This window comes from Agromyces allii (genome assembly GCF_009749385.1).
Lineage (GTDB): Bacteria > Actinomycetota > Actinomycetes > Actinomycetales > Microbacteriaceae > Agromyces > Agromyces allii.
In genome coordinates this window covers 519,508-537,673 of record NZ_WBIN01000001.1, presented here as the reverse complement: position 1 = coordinate 537,673, position 18,166 = coordinate 519,508, and the positions used below count along the sequence as shown (strand labels likewise).

Genomic DNA, 18,166 nt, shown 5'->3' with positions numbered 1-18,166 from the left:
TCCCGTCGGAGCACGGTGAACGGGCGGATGCCGCTTGCGGGCGTCGGCGGACATTGGCCGGCCCGCGGCATCCGCACGTCCGAAATCAGCGCGCGCGACGGGCGCGCGCGGGCTCACTCGGCCCAGGGCACCCCGCCGACCTTGCGGTACGAGACCCCGAGCGCGTCGAGATGGGTGCCGAGCGATGCGAGGCGCCCGGCGAAGGAGGCCCCGTCGCGCGAGCCGCCGTCGGCCGGAGCGGGCGACCAGGCGATCTCGGCGACCGCCGCGATACGGGGGAACACCATGAACTCGAGGTCGGGCGAGGTGCTGATCGTCTCGGTCCAGACGGGGGCTTCGACGCCGAGGATGTCGGCCTCCGCGAGGCCGGGCACGATCGCCGTCGGCTCCCAGGCGTACGACTCCTCGAGCGTCGTGGGTCCGTCGGCCCACAGCTGTCCGAGCTTGGTGCCGAGCGGGCCGTCGGGGTCGTCGGGGTACTTCATGTCGAGGTAGGCGACGTCGGCGGGGGAGAGGATGACGCCGCCGCCCTGCTCGACGAACGAGGTCGTGAGCGCGGCCGCGTCCTCGCGCGGGGTCACGAAGTCCCAGTACTGGCCGATCGTGCCGGCCGGCAGGTCGCGCGACGCGCCCATCTCGTGCCAGCCGATGAGCGTCTTGCCGGTCGCGGCGCCCGCGGCGGTGATGCGGCGCACGAGGTCGAGGTAGTCGGCCTCGGACGTGGCGAGCGACTCGTCGCCGCCGACGTGCAGCCACGGGCCGGGGGTGAGTTCGGCGAGCTCGCCGAGCACGTCGGCGAGGAACCGGTCGGTCGCCTCGGCGCGTTCGGGCGAGGCGCAGAGCGACGAGAAGCCGACCTCGACGCCCTCGTACGGCTTCGGCGCCACGCCGTCGCAGTTCAGCTCGGGGTACGCGCTGAGGGCCGCGTTCGTGTGGCCGGGCAGGTCGACCTCGGGCACGACCGTCACGAACCGCTCGGCGGCGTACTCGACGATGCGCCGGTAGTCGTCCTTCGTGTAGAAGCCGCCGCCGTCGCCACCGGTCGAGGTCGAGGCGCCGATGCCCGTGAGCTCGGGCCACGAGTCGATCTGCAGGCGCCAGCCCTGGTCGTCGGTGAGGTGCAGGTGCAGCACGTTGAGCTTCAGCAGCGCGATGCGGTCGATGTGGTCGAGCACGTCCTCCACCGGGAAGAAGTGTCGCGCCACGTCGAGCATCGACCCACGGTAGGCGAAACGCGGTGCATCGGTGACGGATGCCGCGGGCACGCGCCATCCGTCGGCGGGCGGCTTCGCGGCATCCGTCCGCTCGATCTCGGCGGGCAGCAGCTGACGCAGCGACTGGCTGGCCCGGAAGAGTCCGGCAGGGGTCTCTGCCGCGAGGCGCACCCCGTCGGATCCGGCCTCGAGCGTGTACCCCTCGGCCGCGCCGAACGGCTCGTCGTCGGGCGCCTCGCCGTCGGCGATCACGAACGCGATGTCGGATGCCGCGGCATCCGACTCGCCGGAGCCCTCGACCACCGGCAGTTCGAAGCCCGTCGACACGCGTGCGAACGCGGCGAAGGTCTCGGCGACCGCCGCGGCGCCCTCGCCCGTGGCGACGAGTCGCGTGTCGGAGTCGAGCGTGAAGGGCGCCCGGTCGGGGTAGTCGGCGCTGATCGGCGCCGGCACGATGCCGGTCATGGATTCTCCGTTCTGGGCCGGTGCGGTGCACGCGGTCAGGGTCGTCGTGGCCGCGAGTGCGAGTGCGAGCGCGGCGGCGCTCACGAGTCGACGTGCGGCGGTGCGGGTGCGTCGTGGCATGCGTCCTCGGGGTGCTCGGTCTCCGCACGGGAATGCGAAGGATTCCTAACACAGCGGCGTGCTCCCATCTTGTCATCACCGCGGCCGTGACGACAGAGGGTCGGTGCGGATCCGCCACGCGCGCGCGCGGCATCCGTTGCTATGCTTGCGGGGTCGCGACTGGCGTTGAGATGGATTCCCATCGGGGAGCGACTGGCAGGTATCGACCGCACGCCTGGGCCGGTACGGATGCCTCGTCGCGCGAGTCGCGCGACGAGGAACCCTCGTTTGGTCCGTACCGTCACTGAAGGAGCCAGTCTTGGCCGAGTCCGTTTTCAACGCCCCCCTGTCCGAGGTCGATCCCGAGATCGCCGAGGTGCTCGAGCTCGAGCTCGGTCGCCAGCGCGACTACCTCGAGATGATCGCGAGCGAGAACTTCGTTCCCGTCTCGGTGCTGCAGTCGCAGGGGTCGGTGCTCACCAACAAGTACGCCGAGGGCTACCCCGGCCGCCGCTACTACGGCGGCTGCGAGTACGTCGACATCGCCGAGTCGCTCGCGATCGAGCGTGCGAAGAGCCTGTTCGGCGCCGAGTACGCCAACGTGCAGCCCCACTCGGGCGCCACCGCGAACGCAGCCGTCCTGAGCGCGATCGCCACCCCCGGCGACACGATCCTCGGCCTCGAGCTCGCGCACGGCGGCCACCTCACGCACGGCATGAAGCTGAACTTCTCGGGCAAGCTCTACAACGCCGTCTCGTACGGCGTCGACCCCGAGACCTTCCTCGTCGACATGAACGTCGTGCGCGACAAGGCCCTCGAGCACAAGCCGCAGGTCATCATCGCCGGCTGGTCGGCGTACCCCCGTCACCTCGACTTCGCCGCGTTCCGTGCGATCGCCGACGAGGTCGGCGCGAAGCTCTGGGTCGACATGGCGCACTTCGCCGGCCTCGTGGCCGCGGGCCTGCACCCGTCGCCCGTGCCCTACGCCGACGTCGTGTCGAGCACGGTCCACAAGACCATCGGCGGCCCCCGCTCGGGCTTCATCGTCTCGCGCGACACCGAGCTCGCGAAGAAGCTGAACTCCAACGTGTTCCCGGGCCAGCAGGGCGGCCCGCTCATGCACGTCATCGCGGCGAAGGCCACGGCGTTCAAGATCGCGGCATCCGAGGAGTTCAAGGACCGTCAGGAGCGCACCATCCGCGGCGCGCAGATCCTCGCGGCCCGCCTCACGGCCGACGACTCGCGCGCGGCCGGCGTCGACGTGCTGACGGGCGGCACCGACGTGCACCTCGTGCTCGCCGACCTCCGCAACTCCAAGATCGACGGCCAGCAGGCCGAAGACCTCCTGCACGAGGCGCTCATCACCGTGAACCGCAACTCGGTGCCGTTCGACCCGCGCCCGCCGATGGTCACCTCGGGCCTGCGCATCGGCACCCCGGCGCTCGCGACCCGCGGCTTCGGCGACGCCGAGTTCACCGAGGTCGCCGACGTCATCGCGCTCGCGCTACAGGGCGAGGCGGATGTCGCGGAGCTGCGTTCGCGCGTCGAGGCCCTCACGGCGGCGTTCCCGCTCTACCCCGGCCTCGCGCAGTAGGCCGCCGATGACCGCCATCACGCTCGACGGCGTCGCAACGGCGACGGCCGTCAAGTCCGAGCTGGCCTCGCGCATCGCGGCGCTCCGCGCGAAGGGCGTCGTGCCCGGACTCGGCACGCTGCTCGTCGGCGACGACCCCGGATCCCGGTCGTACGTCGCGGGCAAGCACCGCGACTGCGCCGAGGTCGGCATCGAGTCGATCCGCGTCGACCTGCCGGCCACGGCGACCCCGGCCGACGTGCGCGCCGCGATCGCCGACCTGAACGCGGCATCCGAGGTCACCGGATACATCGTGCAGCTGCCGCTGCCCGCCGGCCACGACGAGAACGCGATGCTCGAGCTCATCGACCCCGACAAGGACGCCGACGGACTGCACCCGACCAACCTCGGGCGGCTCGTGCTCGGCGTCGCGGGCGAGCTCGCCTCGCCGCTGCCGTGCACGCCCGCGGGCATCGTCGAGATGCTCCAGCGCTACGACGTTCCGATCGCGGGCCGTCACGTGGCGGTCATCGGTCGCGGCATCACGGTCGGGCGTCCGCTCGGCCTGCTGCTGACCCGCAAGGGGCTCGATGCGACGGTCACGCTCACGCACTCGCGCACGGTCGACCTGGCCGCCGAGGTGCGCCGCGCCGACATCGTGGTGGCCGCCGTCGGCGTGCCGCACCTGGTGAAGCCCGACTGGGTCAAGCCGGGCGCCGCGGTGCTCGACGTGGGCATCACGCGCGTCGAGGACCCGACCACGGGCAAGGGCCGCCTCACGGGCGACGTCGACCCCGCGGTCGCCGCGATCGCAGGCCACCTCTCGCCGAACCCCGGCGGCGTCGGCCCGATGACCCGCGCCATGCTGCTCGCGAACGTCGTCAAGGCGGCCGAGCTCCGGTAGGTCGGACCACCGAGCACGAACGGATGCCGCGGGCCGACGCCCGCGGCATCCGTCGTCTCAGGGGGCGCAGGCGCAGGTCGCCTGCCGGTCGCTCGTCGTTCACCGGGCGATCATCCGGCGGCAAGGGCGCGGCAAGCGGCCGACCGTAGCGTCGCAGCATGCTCGAAGACGGGCGGCCTTCGGGTCGCGCCATGCACCCCGACCCGCGGGTGATCGCCGTGATCCCGGCGCGGGGCGGCTCGAAGGGGCTGCCGGGCAAGAACCTCGCCGAGGTCGGCGGCGTTCCGCTCGTGACGAGGGCCGTACGCTCGGCCGTCGCGGCCCGTCGCATCGACGCCGTGCTCGTCTCGACCGACGACGACCGCATCGCCGAGGTCGCGCAGGCGGCCGGCGCGGGCGTCATCCGCCGGCCCGCCGACCTGGCCGGCGACACCGCCACGTCGGAGTCCGCGCTGCTGCACGCGCTGCACAGCGTCGCCGCCCACACGGGCGCCCGCCCCGACGTGCTCGTGTTCGTGCAGGCGACCTCGCCGTTCCTCGACCCGGCCGCGCTCGACCTCGCCGTCGAACGCGTGCAGCGCGGCGACGAGGACGTCGTCTTCTCGGCCGTGGCGAGCCACGTCTTCCTCTGGCGCGAGACGGCCGCCGGTGCCGTCGGCGTCAACCACGAGGCATCCGCCCGCCCGCGACGACAGGACCGCGAGCCCGAGTACGCCGAGACGGGCGCGTTCTACGTCATGCGCGCCGACGGGTTCGTGCAGGCGGGCCACCGCTTCTTCGGCCGGGTCGGCATCGCGCCGGTGGATCCGGCGCACGCGATCGAGATCGACGACGCCGACGACCTCGCGCGCGCACGCCTGCTCGCGCCGGCCGTCGACGCGGCATCCGCCGCGAACGAGGCGCTCGGCGACCCGCGGCATCCGATCGTCGACGTCGACGCGGTCGTCACCGACTTCGACGGCGTGCACACCGACGACACGGCGTGGGTCGACACCCTCGGCCGGGAGTCGGTGCGCGTGAGTCGCAGCGACGGCGCCGGCGTCGCACGGCTGCGCGCCGCGGGCGTGCCCGTGCTGATCCTCAGCGCCGAAGCGAACCCCGTCGTCGCGAGGCGCGCCGAGAAGCTCGGCGTCGAATGCCTGCACGGCGTCGACGCGAAAGGGGAGGCGCTCGCCGACTGGGCCGAGGCCCGCGGCATCAGCCTCGACCGCATCGCCTACGTCGGCAACGACCGCAACGACCTGCCCGCGCTCGACCTCGTCGGCTGGCCCGTCGCGGTGCGCGACGCCGTGCCCGACGTGCTCGCCGCCGCCCGGCACGTGCTCGACCGCACGGGCGGCCATGGAGCCGTGCGCGAGATCGCCGATCTCGTCATCGCCTCGCGCGAGCATGCGGCGAGGCACCTCGCCGCGCATGCGCGGGACACCACGAACCACCACCACGCGCGCGCTTCGGCGCGCTGACCTCGAGGAGCAGCATATGTCGGTGCGCATCGGACGATCCCTGATCGGCCCCGGAAACCCCGTCTACGTCATCGGCGAGATCGGCCTCAACCACAACGGCGACGTCGAGATCGCGAAGCGGCTCATCGACGTGGCCGTCGAGGCGGGTGCGCAGGCCGTGAAGTTCCAGAAGCGCACGCCCGAGATCGCGACGCCCGAGCACATGCGCGACGTGCCTCGCGAGACGCCCTGGGGCACGATGACCTACCTCGAGTACCGCCACCGCGTCGAGTTCGGCGAGGCCGAGTACCTCGAGATCGCCTCGTACGCGATGCGCGCGGGCGTCGACTGGTTCGCCTCCCCGTGGGACGTGCCCTCGGTCGCGTTCCTCGAGGGGCTCGACGTCGTCGCGCACAAGGTCGCCTCGGCCTCGATCACCGACCTCGACCTGCTCGACGCGCTCGCCGCGACGGGCAAGCCGATCATCCTCTCGACCGGCATGTCGACGATCGACGAGATCGACCGCGCCGTCGACCGCCTCGACCGCGAGCGGCTCGTCGTCCTGCACGCCACGTCGAGCTACCCGATGCCCGAGCACGAGGCGAACCTGCGCATGATCGAGACGCTGCGCTCGCGCTATCCCGGCGTGCCCATCGGGTACTCGGGCCACGAGCGCGGCCTGCAGATCTCCCTCGCCGCCGTCGCCCTCGGGGCCGTCGCCGTCGAGCGGCACATCACGCTCGACCGCGCCATGTGGGGCTCCGACCAGGCCGCGTCGCTCGAGCCGCAGGGCTTCGAGCACCTCGTGCGCGACATCCGCATCATCGGCGACGCCATGGGCGACGGGGTCAAGCGCGTGTTCCCCGGCGAGGAGGCGCCGCGCGCGAAGCTCCGCCGGGTGCCCGCGTGATGTTCGACCGGTCCCGGGCGACGGATGCCGGGGGCCGGCGCCTGCTCGTCATCGCCGACTCCGACTCCTACGTGAAGTGGGGCGCCGCCCTCGCCTCGACGCTGCCGTCGTCCTGGCGGGTGCAGCTCGTGGTGCTCGCCTCGCCGGTGCAGCCGAGTCCCACGCAGCTCCGGCACGCGCTCGCCGGCACGCGGTTCTCCGCCGCCAGCGCGAGGGTCGTGCACCTCGACGACCTCGACGGACTGCTCGACGTCTTCGATCCGCATGCGGTGCTGCTGTCGCTCCGCGGCCCGTTCGTGCGCGTCGTCGCCCCGCTCCTGGAACGGCGCGCGAACCGGCCCGTGCTCGTGAGCGGCTTCCCCGGACTCACGATCCCGGCGGTGCCGAAGGCCGTGGTCTACCGCGAGCAGACCGACCTCATCGTTCTGCACAGCCGCCGCGAGGTGCGCGAGTTCCGTGCGAACGCGGCCGAGCTCGGCCTCGGCACGACGTTCGCCCTCGCGACGCTGCCGTTCCTCGCCGGTGCGCCCGGCGAGGCGACGGATGCCGCGGCCGACGCGGCACCCACGCCCGACGTGGTGTCGACGGCCGGGGTCGCGCCCGCGGCATCCGCCCTTCCGGTCGATGCGCCCGCGCGCACCGACCTCGTCTTCGCGACGCAGGCCAAGGTGCCCGCCGCCCGTGAGGATCGCGTGCACCTGCTCGGAGCGCTCGCCGAGCTCGCCCGACGGCGCCCCGACCAGCGCGTCGTCGTGAAGGTGCGCGCCCGCCGCGGCGAGGCGCAGACGCACGACGAGACCTTCGACTACGCCGACCTCATGCCCGAGGTCGACCCGCCCGCGAACCTCGTGGTCGAGGACGGGCCGATGGCGGAGAAGCTCGCCACCGCCGTCGCCCTCGTCACGGTGAGCTCGACGGCCGTGCTCGAGGCGGTCGCGCTCGGCCTGCCCGCGCTCGTGATCGACGACTACGGCGTCTCCTCGGCCATGATCAACATCGTCTTCGAGGGCTCCGGGCTGCTCGGGTCGACGGCCGATCTCGTCGACGGCCGGTTCAGGACCGCGGATGCCGCGTGGCTGGCCGACAACTACTTCCACGCCGTGCAGGCGGCCGACTGGGTGCGCCGTCTCGAGTCCTTCGTCGAGGCGCGCGAGCTCGTGCCGCTGCGGCGCCTGCCGAGGCGCCGGGACCTGTCGGGCGGCGTGCTGCGCTCGGCGTTCGAGCGGCGCCGCATGCTCGGCGAGCACGACCGGAGCCTGCTCGGCACGCTGGCCTGGGGTGTCGGAGTCCCGGCCCGCGGGGCCGTGCGTCGCGTTCGGCGCCTGCGATCGCGGATCGTGCGCGGGGGCGCACCGGACGTGGTGTCGCAGCGCCGCCCCGGATGGACGACGGAGACCTCAGCCGACGCGCGACGCGTGCCGCTCGACATGGCCGAGGTATGACTCGGCGTTGCGCCGGATGCCGGCCTGCTCGTCTTCGGTGAGCTGGCGACGCACCTTGGCGGGAACCCCCGCGACGAGCGAACCCGGTGGGACCACGGTGCCCTCGAGCACCACGGCACCGGCCGCGACGAGCGACCCGGCGCCGATGACGGCGCCGTTCAGCACGGTCGCGTTCATGCCGACGAGGCAGTCGTCTTCGACGGTGCAGCCGTGCAGCACCGCACCGTGCCCGACCGAGACGCCAGTGCCGAGCACGAGCGGGAAGCCCCGGTCGACGTGGCAGGCGACGGTGTCCTGCAGGTTCGAGCGCTCGCCGACGGTGATCGGCTCGGCCTCGGCGCGCAGCACCGCGTTGTACCAGACGCTCGCGTTCGCGGCGAGGCGCACGTCGCCCACGAGCACCGCGCCGGCCGCGACGAACGCCGTCGCGTCGAGGGTCGGCGCCGGGACTCCGGCGATGGCGAGGATGCGGGCGGTGGGGTCGGCGCTCATGGCGTCAGCCTAGCCGCGGGCCGCCGGCGGGTTCACTGCCGCCGGCCCGCTCGCCGTCGCCTCGCCGTCGCGTCGCGACCCGCAGGCGCAGCAGCCGGTACGCGGCGCCGACGGCGAACACCGCGAGCCCGCCGAGCATGGCCGTGATGGGGAGGGTGGCGGCGAGCACGAGACATCCGATCGCCCCGGCCGCGCTCAGCCAGCGCGGAGCCCGGCGTTCCGCCTTCGGCTGCGTGAGGGCCGCGGCGTTGGCGACGAGGTAGTAGGCGAGCACGCCGAACGAGCTGAAACCGATCGCGCCGCGCAGGTCGACGACGAGCACGAGCACGACGATCGCCGCGGCGACGGCGATCTCGGCGACCCACGGCACCTGCGTGCGCGGATGCACCGAGGCGAGCGGCGCGGGAAGCTCGCGGTCGCGCGCCATCGCGAGCGAGGTGCGGCCGATGCCCGCGAGGAGTGCGAGCAGTGCGCCGAACGCGGCGACCGCCGCGGTGGCCGCCACGACGGGAGCGAGCCACGCCCAGCCGCTCGCCACCGCGAGGTCGGTCAGCGGCGCGCCGTCGGATGCGGCCAGTGCGGCAGGTCCGAGCACGAGCAGGAGCAGCGCCGCGAGCACCGCGTACAGCGCGACCACGATGCCGAGCGAGGTGGCGATCGCGCGCGGGATCGTACGCTCGGGGTCGCGCACCTCCTCGCCGAGCGTCGCGATGCGCGCGTAGCCTGCGAACGCGAAGAAGAGCAGTCCGGCCGACTGCAGCACCCCGTACCAGCCGAGGTCTGGCGCGGCGGCCGGCAGGTGCTCGGGCGGTCCGACCTGCGAGAGTCCGACGGCCCCGCCGATGATGACGAGCCCGAGCACCACCAGCACGACCGTCACGATGATCGCGGCCGTGCGGGCCGTGCGCGTCACCCCGAGCAGGTTGACGCCCGCGAGCACGAGCACCGCGAGCACGGCGACCGGCTTCTCCCACGCGGTGGGCACGAGGTAGGCGGCCGCGGTCAGCGCCATGGCGGCGCAGCTCGCCGTCTTGCCGATCACGAACCCCCACCCCGCCAGGAACCCGGGCCATTCGCCGAGCCGTTCGCGTCCGTAGCGGTAGGCGCCGCCCGATTCCGGGTACCGCGCGGCGAGCTGGCCCGTCGAGCTCGCGTTCGCGAACGCCACGAACGCCGCGACGGCGAGCCCCGCGACGAGCCAGGGCCCGGCGGCGCGGGCGGCCGGCACCCACACCGCGAACACGCCGGCGCCGATCATCGACGCGAGGCCGATGACGACCGCGTCGCGCAGGCCGAGGCGTCGGGCGAGGGCGGGGCGGTCGGTCACGGTCGGCACCCTACGCCATGCGGATGTCGCGGCGGTGGCGCGCGGCATCCGCTCGCGTTCGTAGGATCGAGGCATGACCGCCCCCTCGCACCCCGCCGTCGACCGCGTCACCGAGACGCTCGCCGGCCACGGGCTCTCGCCCGAGATCGTCTGGTTCGACGACGCCGTCACGACGGCCCCGCTGGCCGCCGCCGCGCTCGGCGTCGAGGTCGGTCAGATCGCGAACTCGCTGGTCTTCACGCTCGACGGCGACCCGATCCTGGTGCTCACCTCGGGTGCGCACCGGGTCGACACCGACTGGCTCGGGGCGCAGCTCGGCGGCGTCATCGGGCGCGCGTCGAAGGAGGCAGTCAAGGACGCCACGGGGCAGGTCATCGGCGGCGTCGCACCGGTCGGGCATCCGGCGCCCGTGCGCACGCTCGTCGACGTCGACCTCGCCGGCTACGACGAGGTCTGGGCGGCCGCCGGGCACGCCAAGACGGTGTTCCCGACGACCTTCGACGAACTCGTGCGCATCACGGGCGGCACGCCGCACGCGGTCGAGGCGCCGAAGGGCGAACGGTGACCGGTCCCGGCGTGGCATGGCCGCGGCGTGCGGGCCAACTCGAGCTCAGGCCGCCCACGCGCGTCGACCTCGACGGCGTGCTCTCCTGGCGCAACCGGCCGGAGGTGACCCGGTGGCTGCTGCGCACGACCGTCGAGCCCGAGGCCTTCGCGAAGGCGTGGCTCGACGCGGTCGAGGATCCCGACCAGCACGCCGTCGTCGCCGTGCTCGACGGCCGTGTCGTGGCCACCGGCTCGCTCGACGTGCACGACGGCATGGGCCAGTTCGACGGCGACGTGTGGCGCAGGTCCGAGGGCCTGCTCGGCTACCTCGTCGACCCCGCATACGCCGGGCGCGGATTCGCGACGGACATCGCCGGGGCGCTGCTCGACCTCGCGTTCCACGAGCTCGGGCTGCACCGCGTCACGGCCGGCTGCTTCGCCGACAACCACGCCTCGTGGCGGGTCATGGAGAAGCTCGGCATGCGACGGGAGCAGCACGGCGTGCGCGATTCGTGGCACGCCGAACTCGGGTGGGTCGACGGGTACACCTACGCGATCCTCGCCGAGGAGTGGGCGTCGCCCGGGGCCTGAGCCCCTGCGGCGACCTCGGCGAGGTCGCCGGGGCGGAGCTCACGCGTCGCGGCGGGCGCCCTCGCTGGGCCGGACGACGAACGTCGTGGGCTCGCGGTACCCCTGCGCGGCGAACGCGGCCTTCGCCTCGCGCTCGATGACGGGAACGAGCGCGTCGATCACGAGCGCGATGGCCGAGCCGCCGAAGCCGCCGCCCGTCATGCGGGCGCCGATCGCGCCGTTGGCCTGCGCGGTCTCGACGGCGAGGTCGACCTCGGGCACGGTGATCTCGAAGTCGTCGCGCATCGACACGTGCGAGGCGTCGAGGAGCGGGCCGATCGCGCCGGCGCCCTGTTCGCGGAGCGTGCGAACGGTGTCGAGCACGCGCTGGTTCTCGGTGACGATGTGGCGCACGCGCCGGAACGTCTCGTCGTCGAGCACGGTCGCGGCGCGCTCGAGGTCGTCGAGGTGCATGTCGCGCAGCGAGTCGACGCCGAGCTCGCGTGCGCCGGCCTCGCACGAGGCGCGCCGGGCCGCGTAGCCGCCCGTGGCGTGGGCGTGCGACACGTTCGTGTCGATGACGAGGATCGAGAGGCCGTCGCCGACGAGTCCGAGGGGGATCACCTCGGCGTCGAGGCTGCGGCAGTCGAGGAACACGGCCGCGTCGGCGTGCGACAGCAGCGAGGCCGACTGGTCGAGGATGCCCGTGGGAGCGCCCACGACGCGGTTCTCGGCGAGCTGGCCCACCTTCGCGAGCGTCGGGCGGTCGAGGCCGAGACCCCAGTGCTCGTCGAGCGCGAGCGCGACCGAGCTCTCGATCGCGGCCGACGACGACAGGCCGGCGCCGACGGGCACCGTGCTCGAGATGTGCAGGTCGACGCCGCCGACGTGCTCGAGGTCGGCGCCGAACTCGCCGAGCGCCCAGGCGACGCCCAGCGCGTAGGCCGCCCAGCCCTCGACCGCGTCGGGGGCGAGGTCGTCGAGATGCAGCTCGACGGGCTCGTCGGCGAACGTCGACGACACCCGGATGAGCCGGTCGGCGCGGATGCCGAGCGCGACGCTCGCACGCTGGTCGATCGCGAACGGGAACACGAAGCCGTCGTTGTAGTCGGTGTGCTCGCCGATGAGGTTCACGCGTCCGGGGGCCGACCAGACGCCGACGGGCTCGTGCCCGTAGCGTTCGATGAAGCCGCGCGTCACGGTCTCGACGGGGGTCTCGGTCATGCTCGGGGTCCTTCGGTCTCGGATGCCGGTGCGGATGCCGCGGCATCCGTCGTCGTGGTCTTCGCGTTCGCGGCGGTCGGCGTGGCGGCGCTCGTCTCGTCGCTCGCGGCGGCCGCGATCGCGGTGCGGAGCGCCTCGGCTGCGGCCTCGGGGGCGACGTCGCCGATCCAGGCGCCCTTGGCGGCTTCGGAGCCGGCGAGGAACTTGAGCTTGTCGGCCGCGCGGCGCGGGCTCGTGATCTGCAGCATGAGCCGCACGTCGTCGCGGTGCTCGTGCACGGGCGCCTGGTGTCAGGCCGCGATGTACGGAGTGGGGGAGTCGTACAACTTGTCGATGCCGCGCAGCAGTTGCAGGTAGAGGCCGGCGAGCTCGTCGCGCTCGTCGAGGGTCGTCGCGGCGAAGTCGGGCACGTGGCGGTGGGGCAGCAGGTGCACCTCGATGGGCCAGCGCGCGGCGAAGGGCACGAACGCCGTCCAGTGCTCGCCCGAGAGCAGCACGCGGGGGCCGTTGCGCTCGCGCTCGAGGATGTCGCCCATGAGCGTGGGCCCGTAGTCGTCGATCGCGGCGAGCAGGCGCTCGGTGCGCGGGGTGATGTAGGGGTACGAGTAGATCTGGCCGTGCGGGTGCGGCAGCGTGACGCCGATCTCGCGGCCGCGGTTCTCGAACGGGAACACCTCCTGCACGCCGGGCAGTGCCGAGAGCGCCGCGGTGCGGTGCGCCCACGCCTCGATCACCGTGCGTGCGCGCGAGCGCGAGAGCGAGCCGAACGAGCCCTCGTGCGCGGGGCTGAAGCACACGACCTCGCAGCGGCCGATCGAGGTCTTCGTGCGCTCGAGGCCGATGCGGCGCAGGTCCGCGAGCGCCTCGGCGTCGGAGGCGTCGGGCTCGGCGAGGGCGGGGCCGAACGAGGGGGAGCGGTTCTCGAACACGGCCACGTCGTACACGCTCGGGATCTCGGACGGGTTGTCGGGCGTCTGCGGGGCGAGCGGGTCGAGGTGCGCGGGCGGCAGCATGACGCGGTTCTGGCGTGCGGCCGCGATCGAGACCCATTCACCGGTGAGCGGGTCCTGCCGCATGTGCGCGTTCGCGGGGCGCGGGTCGAGCGTGCGGGCGTCGACCGACCGTGCGGCGTCGAGCGTCGTGTCGACGTCGTCGAAGTAGATGAGGTCGCGGCCGTCGGCGAGCTTCGCGGGGCGCACGGCGATGGCGGGGTCGAAGACCGGTTCGGTGTCAAGCACGCGGCCACCCTACGCGATTTTCGTTTTGCAAACAACCGGGTTTCGTATTGCAAAACCCGTCGCCTTCGCAGAGGATACGGACATGACGGATGCCGCGCACGAGCCACTGCCCGCGACCGGCCCTGCCCCGGCGCCGGCCGTGCAGGCCGCGCTCCCCGCACTCCCCGCCCCCGAACGGCGTGAGCGCGCCCTCGCCCTCGTCGTCGAACGCGGATTCGTGCGCGTCGCCGAGCTCAGCAGCGTCTTCGGCGTCACGACCGTCACGGCCAGGGCCGACCTCGACGCGCTGGAGCGCCGCGGCTCGATCCGGCGCGTGCACGGCGGCGCCGTTCCGCTCGGCTCGCTCATCGAGGCCGAGCGCCCCGAACGCGAACCGAGCTTCGAAGAGGCGCTCGCGGCATCCGTCGAACCGAAGCGCCTGATCGGCGTGCACGCCGCCTCGCTCGTGCGCAGCGGGCAGAGCGTGATCCTCGACGTCGGCACGACGACGCTCCAGATCGCGCGAGCCCTGCGCGCCCGCACCGATCTCGACGACCTCACGGTGTTCACCAACGGGCTGTCGATCGCGCTCGAGCTCGAACCCGAGATCCCGCGGTTCACGGTCATCGTCACCGGCGGGAGCCTGCGCCCGAAGCAGCACTCGCTCGTGCACCCGCTCGCCGGCTCGATGCTCGACGAGGTGCACGTCGACCTCGCCTTCATCGGCTGCAACGGCGTCGACCCGGTGCACGGCGTGACGAACGCGAACCTGCCGGAGGCCTCGGTCAAGACCCTGATGCTGAGGGCCTCGGCGCGCTCGATCGTCGTCGCCGACGCCACCAAGCTCGGCGAGGTGCACCTCGGCCGCATCGCCGCCGTCGACGCCTTCGACACGCTCATCACGGATGCCGCGGCACCCGCCCCGCTCATCGCGGAACTGCGCGAGGCCGGCCTCGCGACGGCGATCGCGCGAGACCCTAGAGTTGAGGGATGAACCCTAGAGTTGAGGCATGACGCTTCCCACGGGCGAGCAGTTCGTGCTCGAGACCTCGACCGCGAGCGGTGACCTCCACGCGACGATCACGTCCGTGGCCGCCGGCATCCGCACCCTCAGCATCAACGGCATCGACCTCGTTCCGCCGTATGCCGACGACGAGGTCACGCCCATGGGCGCCGGCATCGTGCTCGTGCCGTGGCCGAACCGCATCCGCGACGGCGTCTGGCGCGACGACGAGGGGCTCGAGCACCGCCTCGCGATCACCGAGCCCAAGTTCAACAACGCCATCCACGGGCTGCTCCGCTACGCCGAGTACCGCGTCGTCGACCAGCAGCGCGACTCGGTCACCCTCGCGGCGAACATCTACCCGCAGCTCGGCTACCCGTTCCTGCTCGAGACCGCGGTGCACTACGAACTCGTCGCCGACGGGCTGCGCGTCACGCACCACATCGAGAACCTCGGCGGCGAGGCCGCGCCGGTCGCGATCGGCACGCATCCCTACCTCAAGATCGGCGGCGTGCCCACGGGCGAACTCGTGCTGAAGCTCGACGCCGCGAGCCACATCGAGGTCGACGACCGCCTGCTGCCCACGGGAGAGGTGCCCGTCGACGGCACCGAGTGGGACCTCCGCGAGGGGCGCCGCGTGGCCGACCTGTCGCTCGACGACGCCTTCGGCGAGGTCGTCGACCGCGACGGCGAGGTGGTGCACTCGCTCACCGCTCCCGACGGCCGCACGGTCTCGATCCGGGCCGACGACGAGTTCGCCTACGTGCAGGTCTACACGACCCACCGATTCCCGGGCGAAGACGGCCAGGTCGCCATCGCGATCGAACCGATGACCGCGCCCGCCGAGGCGTTCAACTCGGGTCGCGGCCTCCGCTGGCTCGACCCGGGCGAGGCGTGGGAGCTCTCGTGGGGCATCCACTTCGCCGGGTTCACCGCCGAGTAGCCTCGCCCGCCCGGAAGCACGCGAGGTTCGTCGGGCTCAGTCCGTCGAGCAGCTGCCCGAGTCGACTGCCCGGTCGAGCGACGCCGCGTCGCCCGCGAAGGCGTTCAGCGTCGACACCGGAATGGCGAAGCCCACGTTGTCGACGGCCTCCGACTTCGCGAACACGACGCCCGCGACCGTGCCGTCGCCCGTGAGCACCGGGCCGCCCGAGTTGCCGTGGTCGACGTCGGCCGCGAGCGTCATGACGTTGCGCGTCGAGGTGCCGTCGGCCTCGCGGAAGGTCACCGATCCCACGGACATGACCCGACCGGGCCGGAGTTCGAGCGGACCGCCGAACGGGTAGCCCGCCACCGCGACATCCGCGCCCGCCGCGGCATCCGTCACCGGCAGCGCCGCCGCGTCGAGCCCGTCGACGGCGATGATCGCGAGGTCGAGGTCGGCGTCGAAGGCGACGATCGAGCCGGAACGGGCGGCGAGGCCCGGCGTCTCGACGACCGGCTCGTCGACCCCGGCCACGACATGCGCGTTCGTCACGATGCGGCCGGGCGCGATCACGAACCCGCTTCCCGACATCGAGACCCCGCACTCGAAGGCCGTGCCGGTGACCCGGACGACGGATGCCGCGGCCTGCGCGATCTCGGGATCGTCGACGCCGCCCGACGGGAGCGTCGGGGCCTCGGCCGGCACTTCGAGCACATCGACGAGCCAGGGGAGGGCCTCGCCGACCGCTGCGGATCGCACCTCGGCGAGGAACCGCTGCGCCGGCGTGGGCGTCAGCGCCTCGATCGTGCCGAGCACCCGGGAACCGGCGATCGCGGGCGACACCACCGGCACGCCCATGGCCGAGACGCCCGAGGCGACGAGCATCACCACGAACACCGTCACGAGCAGGTTGCCGACGGCGCCCAGGATCCGGTCGACGACGCCGAGCTTCACAGCCACGGCCCCTCGGCCGAGGACCGCGCCGAGCGCGCCGCCGGCCGTCCCGCCGATGGAGATCAGCACGAGCGCCGCGCCGATGGCCGCCGGTGCGCGCCACTCGGGCGCGGAGACCAGTCCCATGACCCACGGCATCACGAACGCGGCGGCGACCGCGCCGAGCAGCACGCCGATCAGGCCCGCGGCCGTGCGCAGCAGGCCCGTGCGGTACCCGTTCACGACGGCGCCGATGAACACGAGCACCAGCAGCACGTCGAGCAGCAGGCTCCAGCCCATGGTCCTCCGTCCGTCGAGCGCGTCGGATGCCGCCGGCATGCCGTTCGCGTCGGCCGCGCCGTCGGTCGGCGCGAACCTCCAGCCTGCGGCATCCGCCTTCGAGCATGCTGCGAGACGCGCGGTTCCGGGACGCGCGGTTCACGGTTTCCCACCACCGATCGCGCGACCGCCGCCGCAGGCTCGTGGCCCGCGCACAATCTCCCGTCGCCCGCGCGAGGCCGTCGGTTAGCCTCGGAGAGGCCGCGATCGTCGGCCGATTACACGATGAGGAGTGACATGCGCGTCGGGATGTTCCTGAACTATGCGGGCGGGTTCCGCGAGGTGGCCGACGAGGTCGCCGAACTCGAGCAGGCGGGCGTCGACCTCATCGCGGTGCCCGAGGCGTACTCGTTCGACGCCGTCAGCCAGCTCGGATTCCTCGCGGCGCGCACCTCGGAGATCACGCTGGCATCCGGCATCCTGCAGTTGTACACGCGCACGCCGACCCTGACGGCCATGACCGCGGCCGGCCTCGACTACGTCTCGAACGGCCGGTTCGAGCTCGGCATCGGCGCCTCGGGGCCGCAGGTCATCGAGGGATTCCACGGGGTGCGCTACGACGCGCCGCTCGGCCGCACGCGCGAGATCATCGACATCTGCCGCATGACCTGGCGGCGCGAACCGGTCGTGCACCAGGGGCGCAACTACTCGATCCCGCTGCCCGCCGGCGAAGGCACCGGGCTCGGCAAGCCGCTGAAGCTCATCAACCACCCCGTGCGCGAGCGCATCCCGATCACGGTCGCCTCGCTCGGCCAGAAGTCCGTCGAGCAGACCGCCGAGATCGCCGACGGCTGGCTGCCCATGTTCTTCCACCCCGAGAAGGCGACGGATGTCTGGGGTGACGCGCTCGCCGCAGGCACGGCGAAGCGGTCGGCCGACCTCGCCCCGCTCGACGTGTTCGCGAGCCCCGCGCTGGCGATCACCGACGACCCCGACCTCACGGCCCTCGCCCTCGCGGCCGCCAAGCCGCAGCTCGCGCTCTACGTGGGCGGCATGGGCGCGCGCGGCAAGAACTTCTACAACGACCTCGTCGCGAGCTACGGCTTCGAGGCGGATGCCGCGCGCATCCAGGACCTCTACCTCGAGGGTCGCCGCGAGGAGGCCGTGGCCGCCGTGCCCGACGACCTCGTGCGCGCGATCTCGCTCATCGGCTCGCCCGCGGAGGTCGCCGAACGCGTCGCGGCGTTCCGGCAGGCGGGCGTCACCACCCTCGCGGTCACGCCGCTCGCGCGCAACTCGGCGGAGCGCATCGCGCTGATGTCGGGGCTGCGGTCGATCGTCGGCTGAATGCTGCGCGGATCGGCGCGGTTCTCGCGCCGATCCGACGCTTCGCGCGACCTCGCGTGCGTTCCCGTGCGTGGTCGCGCTCTCACGCGAGCGAGTGCGCGCGGGGCGCCGCGGCATCCGTCGATCGGCGCCGAAAATCCCCGGGAAAACACTGGTGTTCACGCGTGCAGGAGCGTACGGTGAGTCCCAATTCGCACGGAGTCGTGCGGACCAAGGGGACACTTGGGGAGGGGCCGTCGGGGCGGGAGCGCCAC

At 73.0% G+C, this 18,166-nt stretch carries 15 protein-coding genes, 1 pseudogene and 1 riboswitch; of the genes and pseudogenes, 10 read left to right on the top strand and 6 right to left on the bottom strand.

The window, feature by feature from the left end; translation table 11 throughout:
- Window positions 1-113 precede the first annotated feature (113 nt).
- Window positions 114-1,799: a family 20 glycosylhydrolase gene (locus tag GQR16_RS02455; protein ID WP_246200405.1), complete on the bottom strand. Its 1,686-nt coding sequence runs from the start codon at window positions 1,797-1,799 to the stop codon at window positions 114-116.
- Between the two features lie 145 nt (window positions 1,800-1,944).
- Window positions 1,945-2,026, top strand: a riboswitch (ZMP/ZTP riboswitch).
- Between the two features lie 71 nt (window positions 2,027-2,097).
- Between GQR16_RS02455 and glyA the strand changes: the two genes are divergently transcribed.
- From glyA to GQR16_RS02430, 5 genes are all read left to right on the top strand, one after another.
- Entirely contained in the window at window positions 2,098-3,372 is a 1,275-nt protein-coding gene (gene glyA / locus GQR16_RS02450) for a serine hydroxymethyltransferase (protein WP_157413530.1), read from the top strand.
- 7 nt (window positions 3,373-3,379) lie between these two features.
- Window positions 3,380-4,255: a bifunctional methylenetetrahydrofolate dehydrogenase/methenyltetrahydrofolate cyclohydrolase gene (locus tag GQR16_RS02445; RefSeq protein WP_157413529.1), complete on the top strand. Its 876-nt coding sequence runs from the start codon at window positions 3,380-3,382 to the stop codon at window positions 4,253-4,255.
- A gap of 158 nt (window positions 4,256-4,413) precedes the next feature.
- On the top strand, window positions 4,414-5,718 hold the full coding sequence (locus GQR16_RS02440; RefSeq protein WP_246200403.1) for an acylneuraminate cytidylyltransferase: 1,305 nt from the start codon (window positions 4,414-4,416) through the stop codon (window positions 5,716-5,718).
- Between the two features lie 16 nt (window positions 5,719-5,734).
- A complete protein-coding gene (locus tag GQR16_RS02435; protein ID WP_157413528.1) occupies window positions 5,735-6,607 on the top strand; it encodes an N-acetylneuraminate synthase family protein in 873 nt (290 codons plus the stop codon).
- Entirely contained in the window at window positions 6,607-8,049 is a 1,443-nt protein-coding gene (locus GQR16_RS02430; RefSeq protein ID WP_343032891.1) for a DUF6716 putative glycosyltransferase, read from the top strand. Before GQR16_RS02435 ends, GQR16_RS02430 begins: the two co-directional genes overlap by 1 nt.
- Here GQR16_RS02430 and GQR16_RS02425 read toward each other — a convergent pair.
- Together GQR16_RS02425 and GQR16_RS02420 are read right to left on the bottom strand one after the other, a co-directional pair.
- On the bottom strand, window positions 8,005-8,541 hold the full coding sequence (locus GQR16_RS02425) for a gamma carbonic anhydrase family protein (RefSeq protein ID WP_157413526.1): 537 nt from the start codon (window positions 8,539-8,541) through the stop codon (window positions 8,005-8,007). The two genes, GQR16_RS02430 and GQR16_RS02425, sit on opposite strands and share 45 nt — an antisense overlap.
- 4 nt (window positions 8,542-8,545) lie before the next feature.
- Window positions 8,546-9,916, bottom strand: coding sequence for an APC family permease (locus GQR16_RS02420; protein ID WP_211373414.1), 1,371 nt, complete (start codon window positions 9,914-9,916; stop codon window positions 8,546-8,548).
- Between the two features lie 25 nt (window positions 9,917-9,941).
- On the opposite strand from GQR16_RS02420, the gene GQR16_RS02415 reads away from it, so the two are divergent.
- Window positions 9,942-10,433 (top strand): YbaK/EbsC family protein, encoded by a 492-nt coding sequence (locus GQR16_RS02415; RefSeq protein ID WP_157413525.1) that lies wholly within the window; start codon window positions 9,942-9,944, stop codon window positions 10,431-10,433.
- Window positions 10,430-11,005, top strand: a complete 576-nt coding sequence (locus GQR16_RS02410; RefSeq protein WP_211373407.1) for a GNAT family N-acetyltransferase — start codon at window positions 10,430-10,432, stop codon at window positions 11,003-11,005. The genes GQR16_RS02415 and GQR16_RS02410 overlap by 4 nt, the downstream gene beginning before the upstream one ends.
- 39 nt (window positions 11,006-11,044) lie before the next feature.
- On the opposite strand, the gene galK is transcribed toward GQR16_RS02410, so the two are convergent.
- Together galK and galT are read right to left on the bottom strand one after the other, a co-directional pair.
- Complete coding sequence (galK, locus tag GQR16_RS02405) at window positions 11,045-12,208, bottom strand: galactokinase (protein ID WP_157413524.1); 1,164 nt, start codon at window positions 12,206-12,208, stop codon at window positions 11,045-11,047.
- A pseudogene (galT, locus tag GQR16_RS02400) lies at window positions 12,205-13,446 on the bottom strand (galactose-1-phosphate uridylyltransferase). The gene galK and the pseudogene galT overlap by 4 nt, the downstream one beginning before the upstream one ends.
- An 82-nt stretch (window positions 13,447-13,528) precedes the next feature.
- On the opposite strand from galT, the gene GQR16_RS02395 reads away from it, so the two are divergent.
- A complete protein-coding gene (locus GQR16_RS02395) occupies window positions 13,529-14,419 on the top strand; it encodes a DeoR/GlpR family DNA-binding transcription regulator (protein ID WP_157413523.1) in 891 nt (296 codons plus the stop codon).
- A gap of 16 nt (window positions 14,420-14,435) precedes the next feature.
- Complete coding sequence (locus GQR16_RS02390) at window positions 14,436-15,371, top strand: aldose 1-epimerase family protein (protein ID WP_157413522.1); 936 nt, start codon at window positions 14,436-14,438, stop codon at window positions 15,369-15,371.
- A gap of 36 nt (window positions 15,372-15,407) precedes the next feature.
- On the opposite strand, the gene GQR16_RS02385 is transcribed toward GQR16_RS02390, so the two are convergent.
- On the bottom strand, window positions 15,408-16,625 hold the full coding sequence (locus tag GQR16_RS02385; protein WP_157413521.1) for a MarP family serine protease: 1,218 nt from the start codon (window positions 16,623-16,625) through the stop codon (window positions 15,408-15,410).
- 237 nt (window positions 16,626-16,862) lie between these two features.
- Between GQR16_RS02385 and GQR16_RS02380 the strand changes: the two genes are divergently transcribed.
- Window positions 16,863-17,912 carry an LLM class F420-dependent oxidoreductase gene (locus GQR16_RS02380; protein ID WP_157413520.1) on the top strand — a complete coding sequence of 350 codons (1,050 nt, stop codon included), beginning with the start codon at window positions 16,863-16,865 and terminating at the stop codon, window positions 17,910-17,912.
- Window positions 17,913-18,166: the final 254 nt, after the last annotated feature.

What these genes read in the sequence shown, in the direction of transcription:
- GQR16_RS02455 (WP_246200405.1), bottom strand. Translation starts at nt 1,799, where the DNA reads ATGCCACGACGCACCCGCACCGCCGCACGTCGACTCGTGAGCGCCGCC.
- GQR16_RS02445 (WP_157413529.1), top strand. Translation starts at nt 3,380, where the DNA reads ATGACCGCCATCACGCTCGACGGCGTCGCAACGGCGACGGCCGTCAAG.
- GQR16_RS02440 (WP_246200403.1), top strand. Translation starts at nt 4,414, where the DNA reads ATGCTCGAAGACGGGCGGCCTTCGGGTCGCGCCATGCACCCCGACCCG.
- GQR16_RS02435 (WP_157413528.1), top strand. Translation starts at nt 5,735, where the DNA reads ATGTCGGTGCGCATCGGACGATCCCTGATCGGCCCCGGAAACCCCGTC.
- GQR16_RS02430 (WP_343032891.1), top strand. Translation starts at nt 6,607, where the DNA reads ATGTTCGACCGGTCCCGGGCGACGGATGCCGGGGGCCGGCGCCTGCTC.
- GQR16_RS02425 (WP_157413526.1), bottom strand. Translation starts at nt 8,541, where the DNA reads ATGAGCGCCGACCCCACCGCCCGCATCCTCGCCATCGCCGGAGTCCCG.
- GQR16_RS02420 (WP_211373414.1), bottom strand. Translation starts at nt 9,916, where the DNA reads ATGCCGCGCGCCACCGCCGCGACATCCGCATGGCGTAGGGTGCCGACC.
- GQR16_RS02415 (WP_157413525.1), top strand. Translation starts at nt 9,942, where the DNA reads ATGACCGCCCCCTCGCACCCCGCCGTCGACCGCGTCACCGAGACGCTC.
- galK (WP_157413524.1), bottom strand. Translation starts at nt 12,208, where the DNA reads ATGACCGAGACCCCCGTCGAGACCGTGACGCGCGGCTTCATCGAACGC.
- GQR16_RS02395 (WP_157413523.1), top strand. Translation starts at nt 13,529, where the DNA reads ATGACGGATGCCGCGCACGAGCCACTGCCCGCGACCGGCCCTGCCCCG.
- GQR16_RS02390 (WP_157413522.1), top strand. Translation starts at nt 14,436, where the DNA reads ATGACGCTTCCCACGGGCGAGCAGTTCGTGCTCGAGACCTCGACCGCG.
- GQR16_RS02385 (WP_157413521.1), bottom strand. Translation starts at nt 16,625, where the DNA reads ATGCCGGCGGCATCCGACGCGCTCGACGGACGGAGGACCATGGGCTGG.
- GQR16_RS02380 (WP_157413520.1), top strand. Translation starts at nt 16,863, where the DNA reads ATGCGCGTCGGGATGTTCCTGAACTATGCGGGCGGGTTCCGCGAGGTG.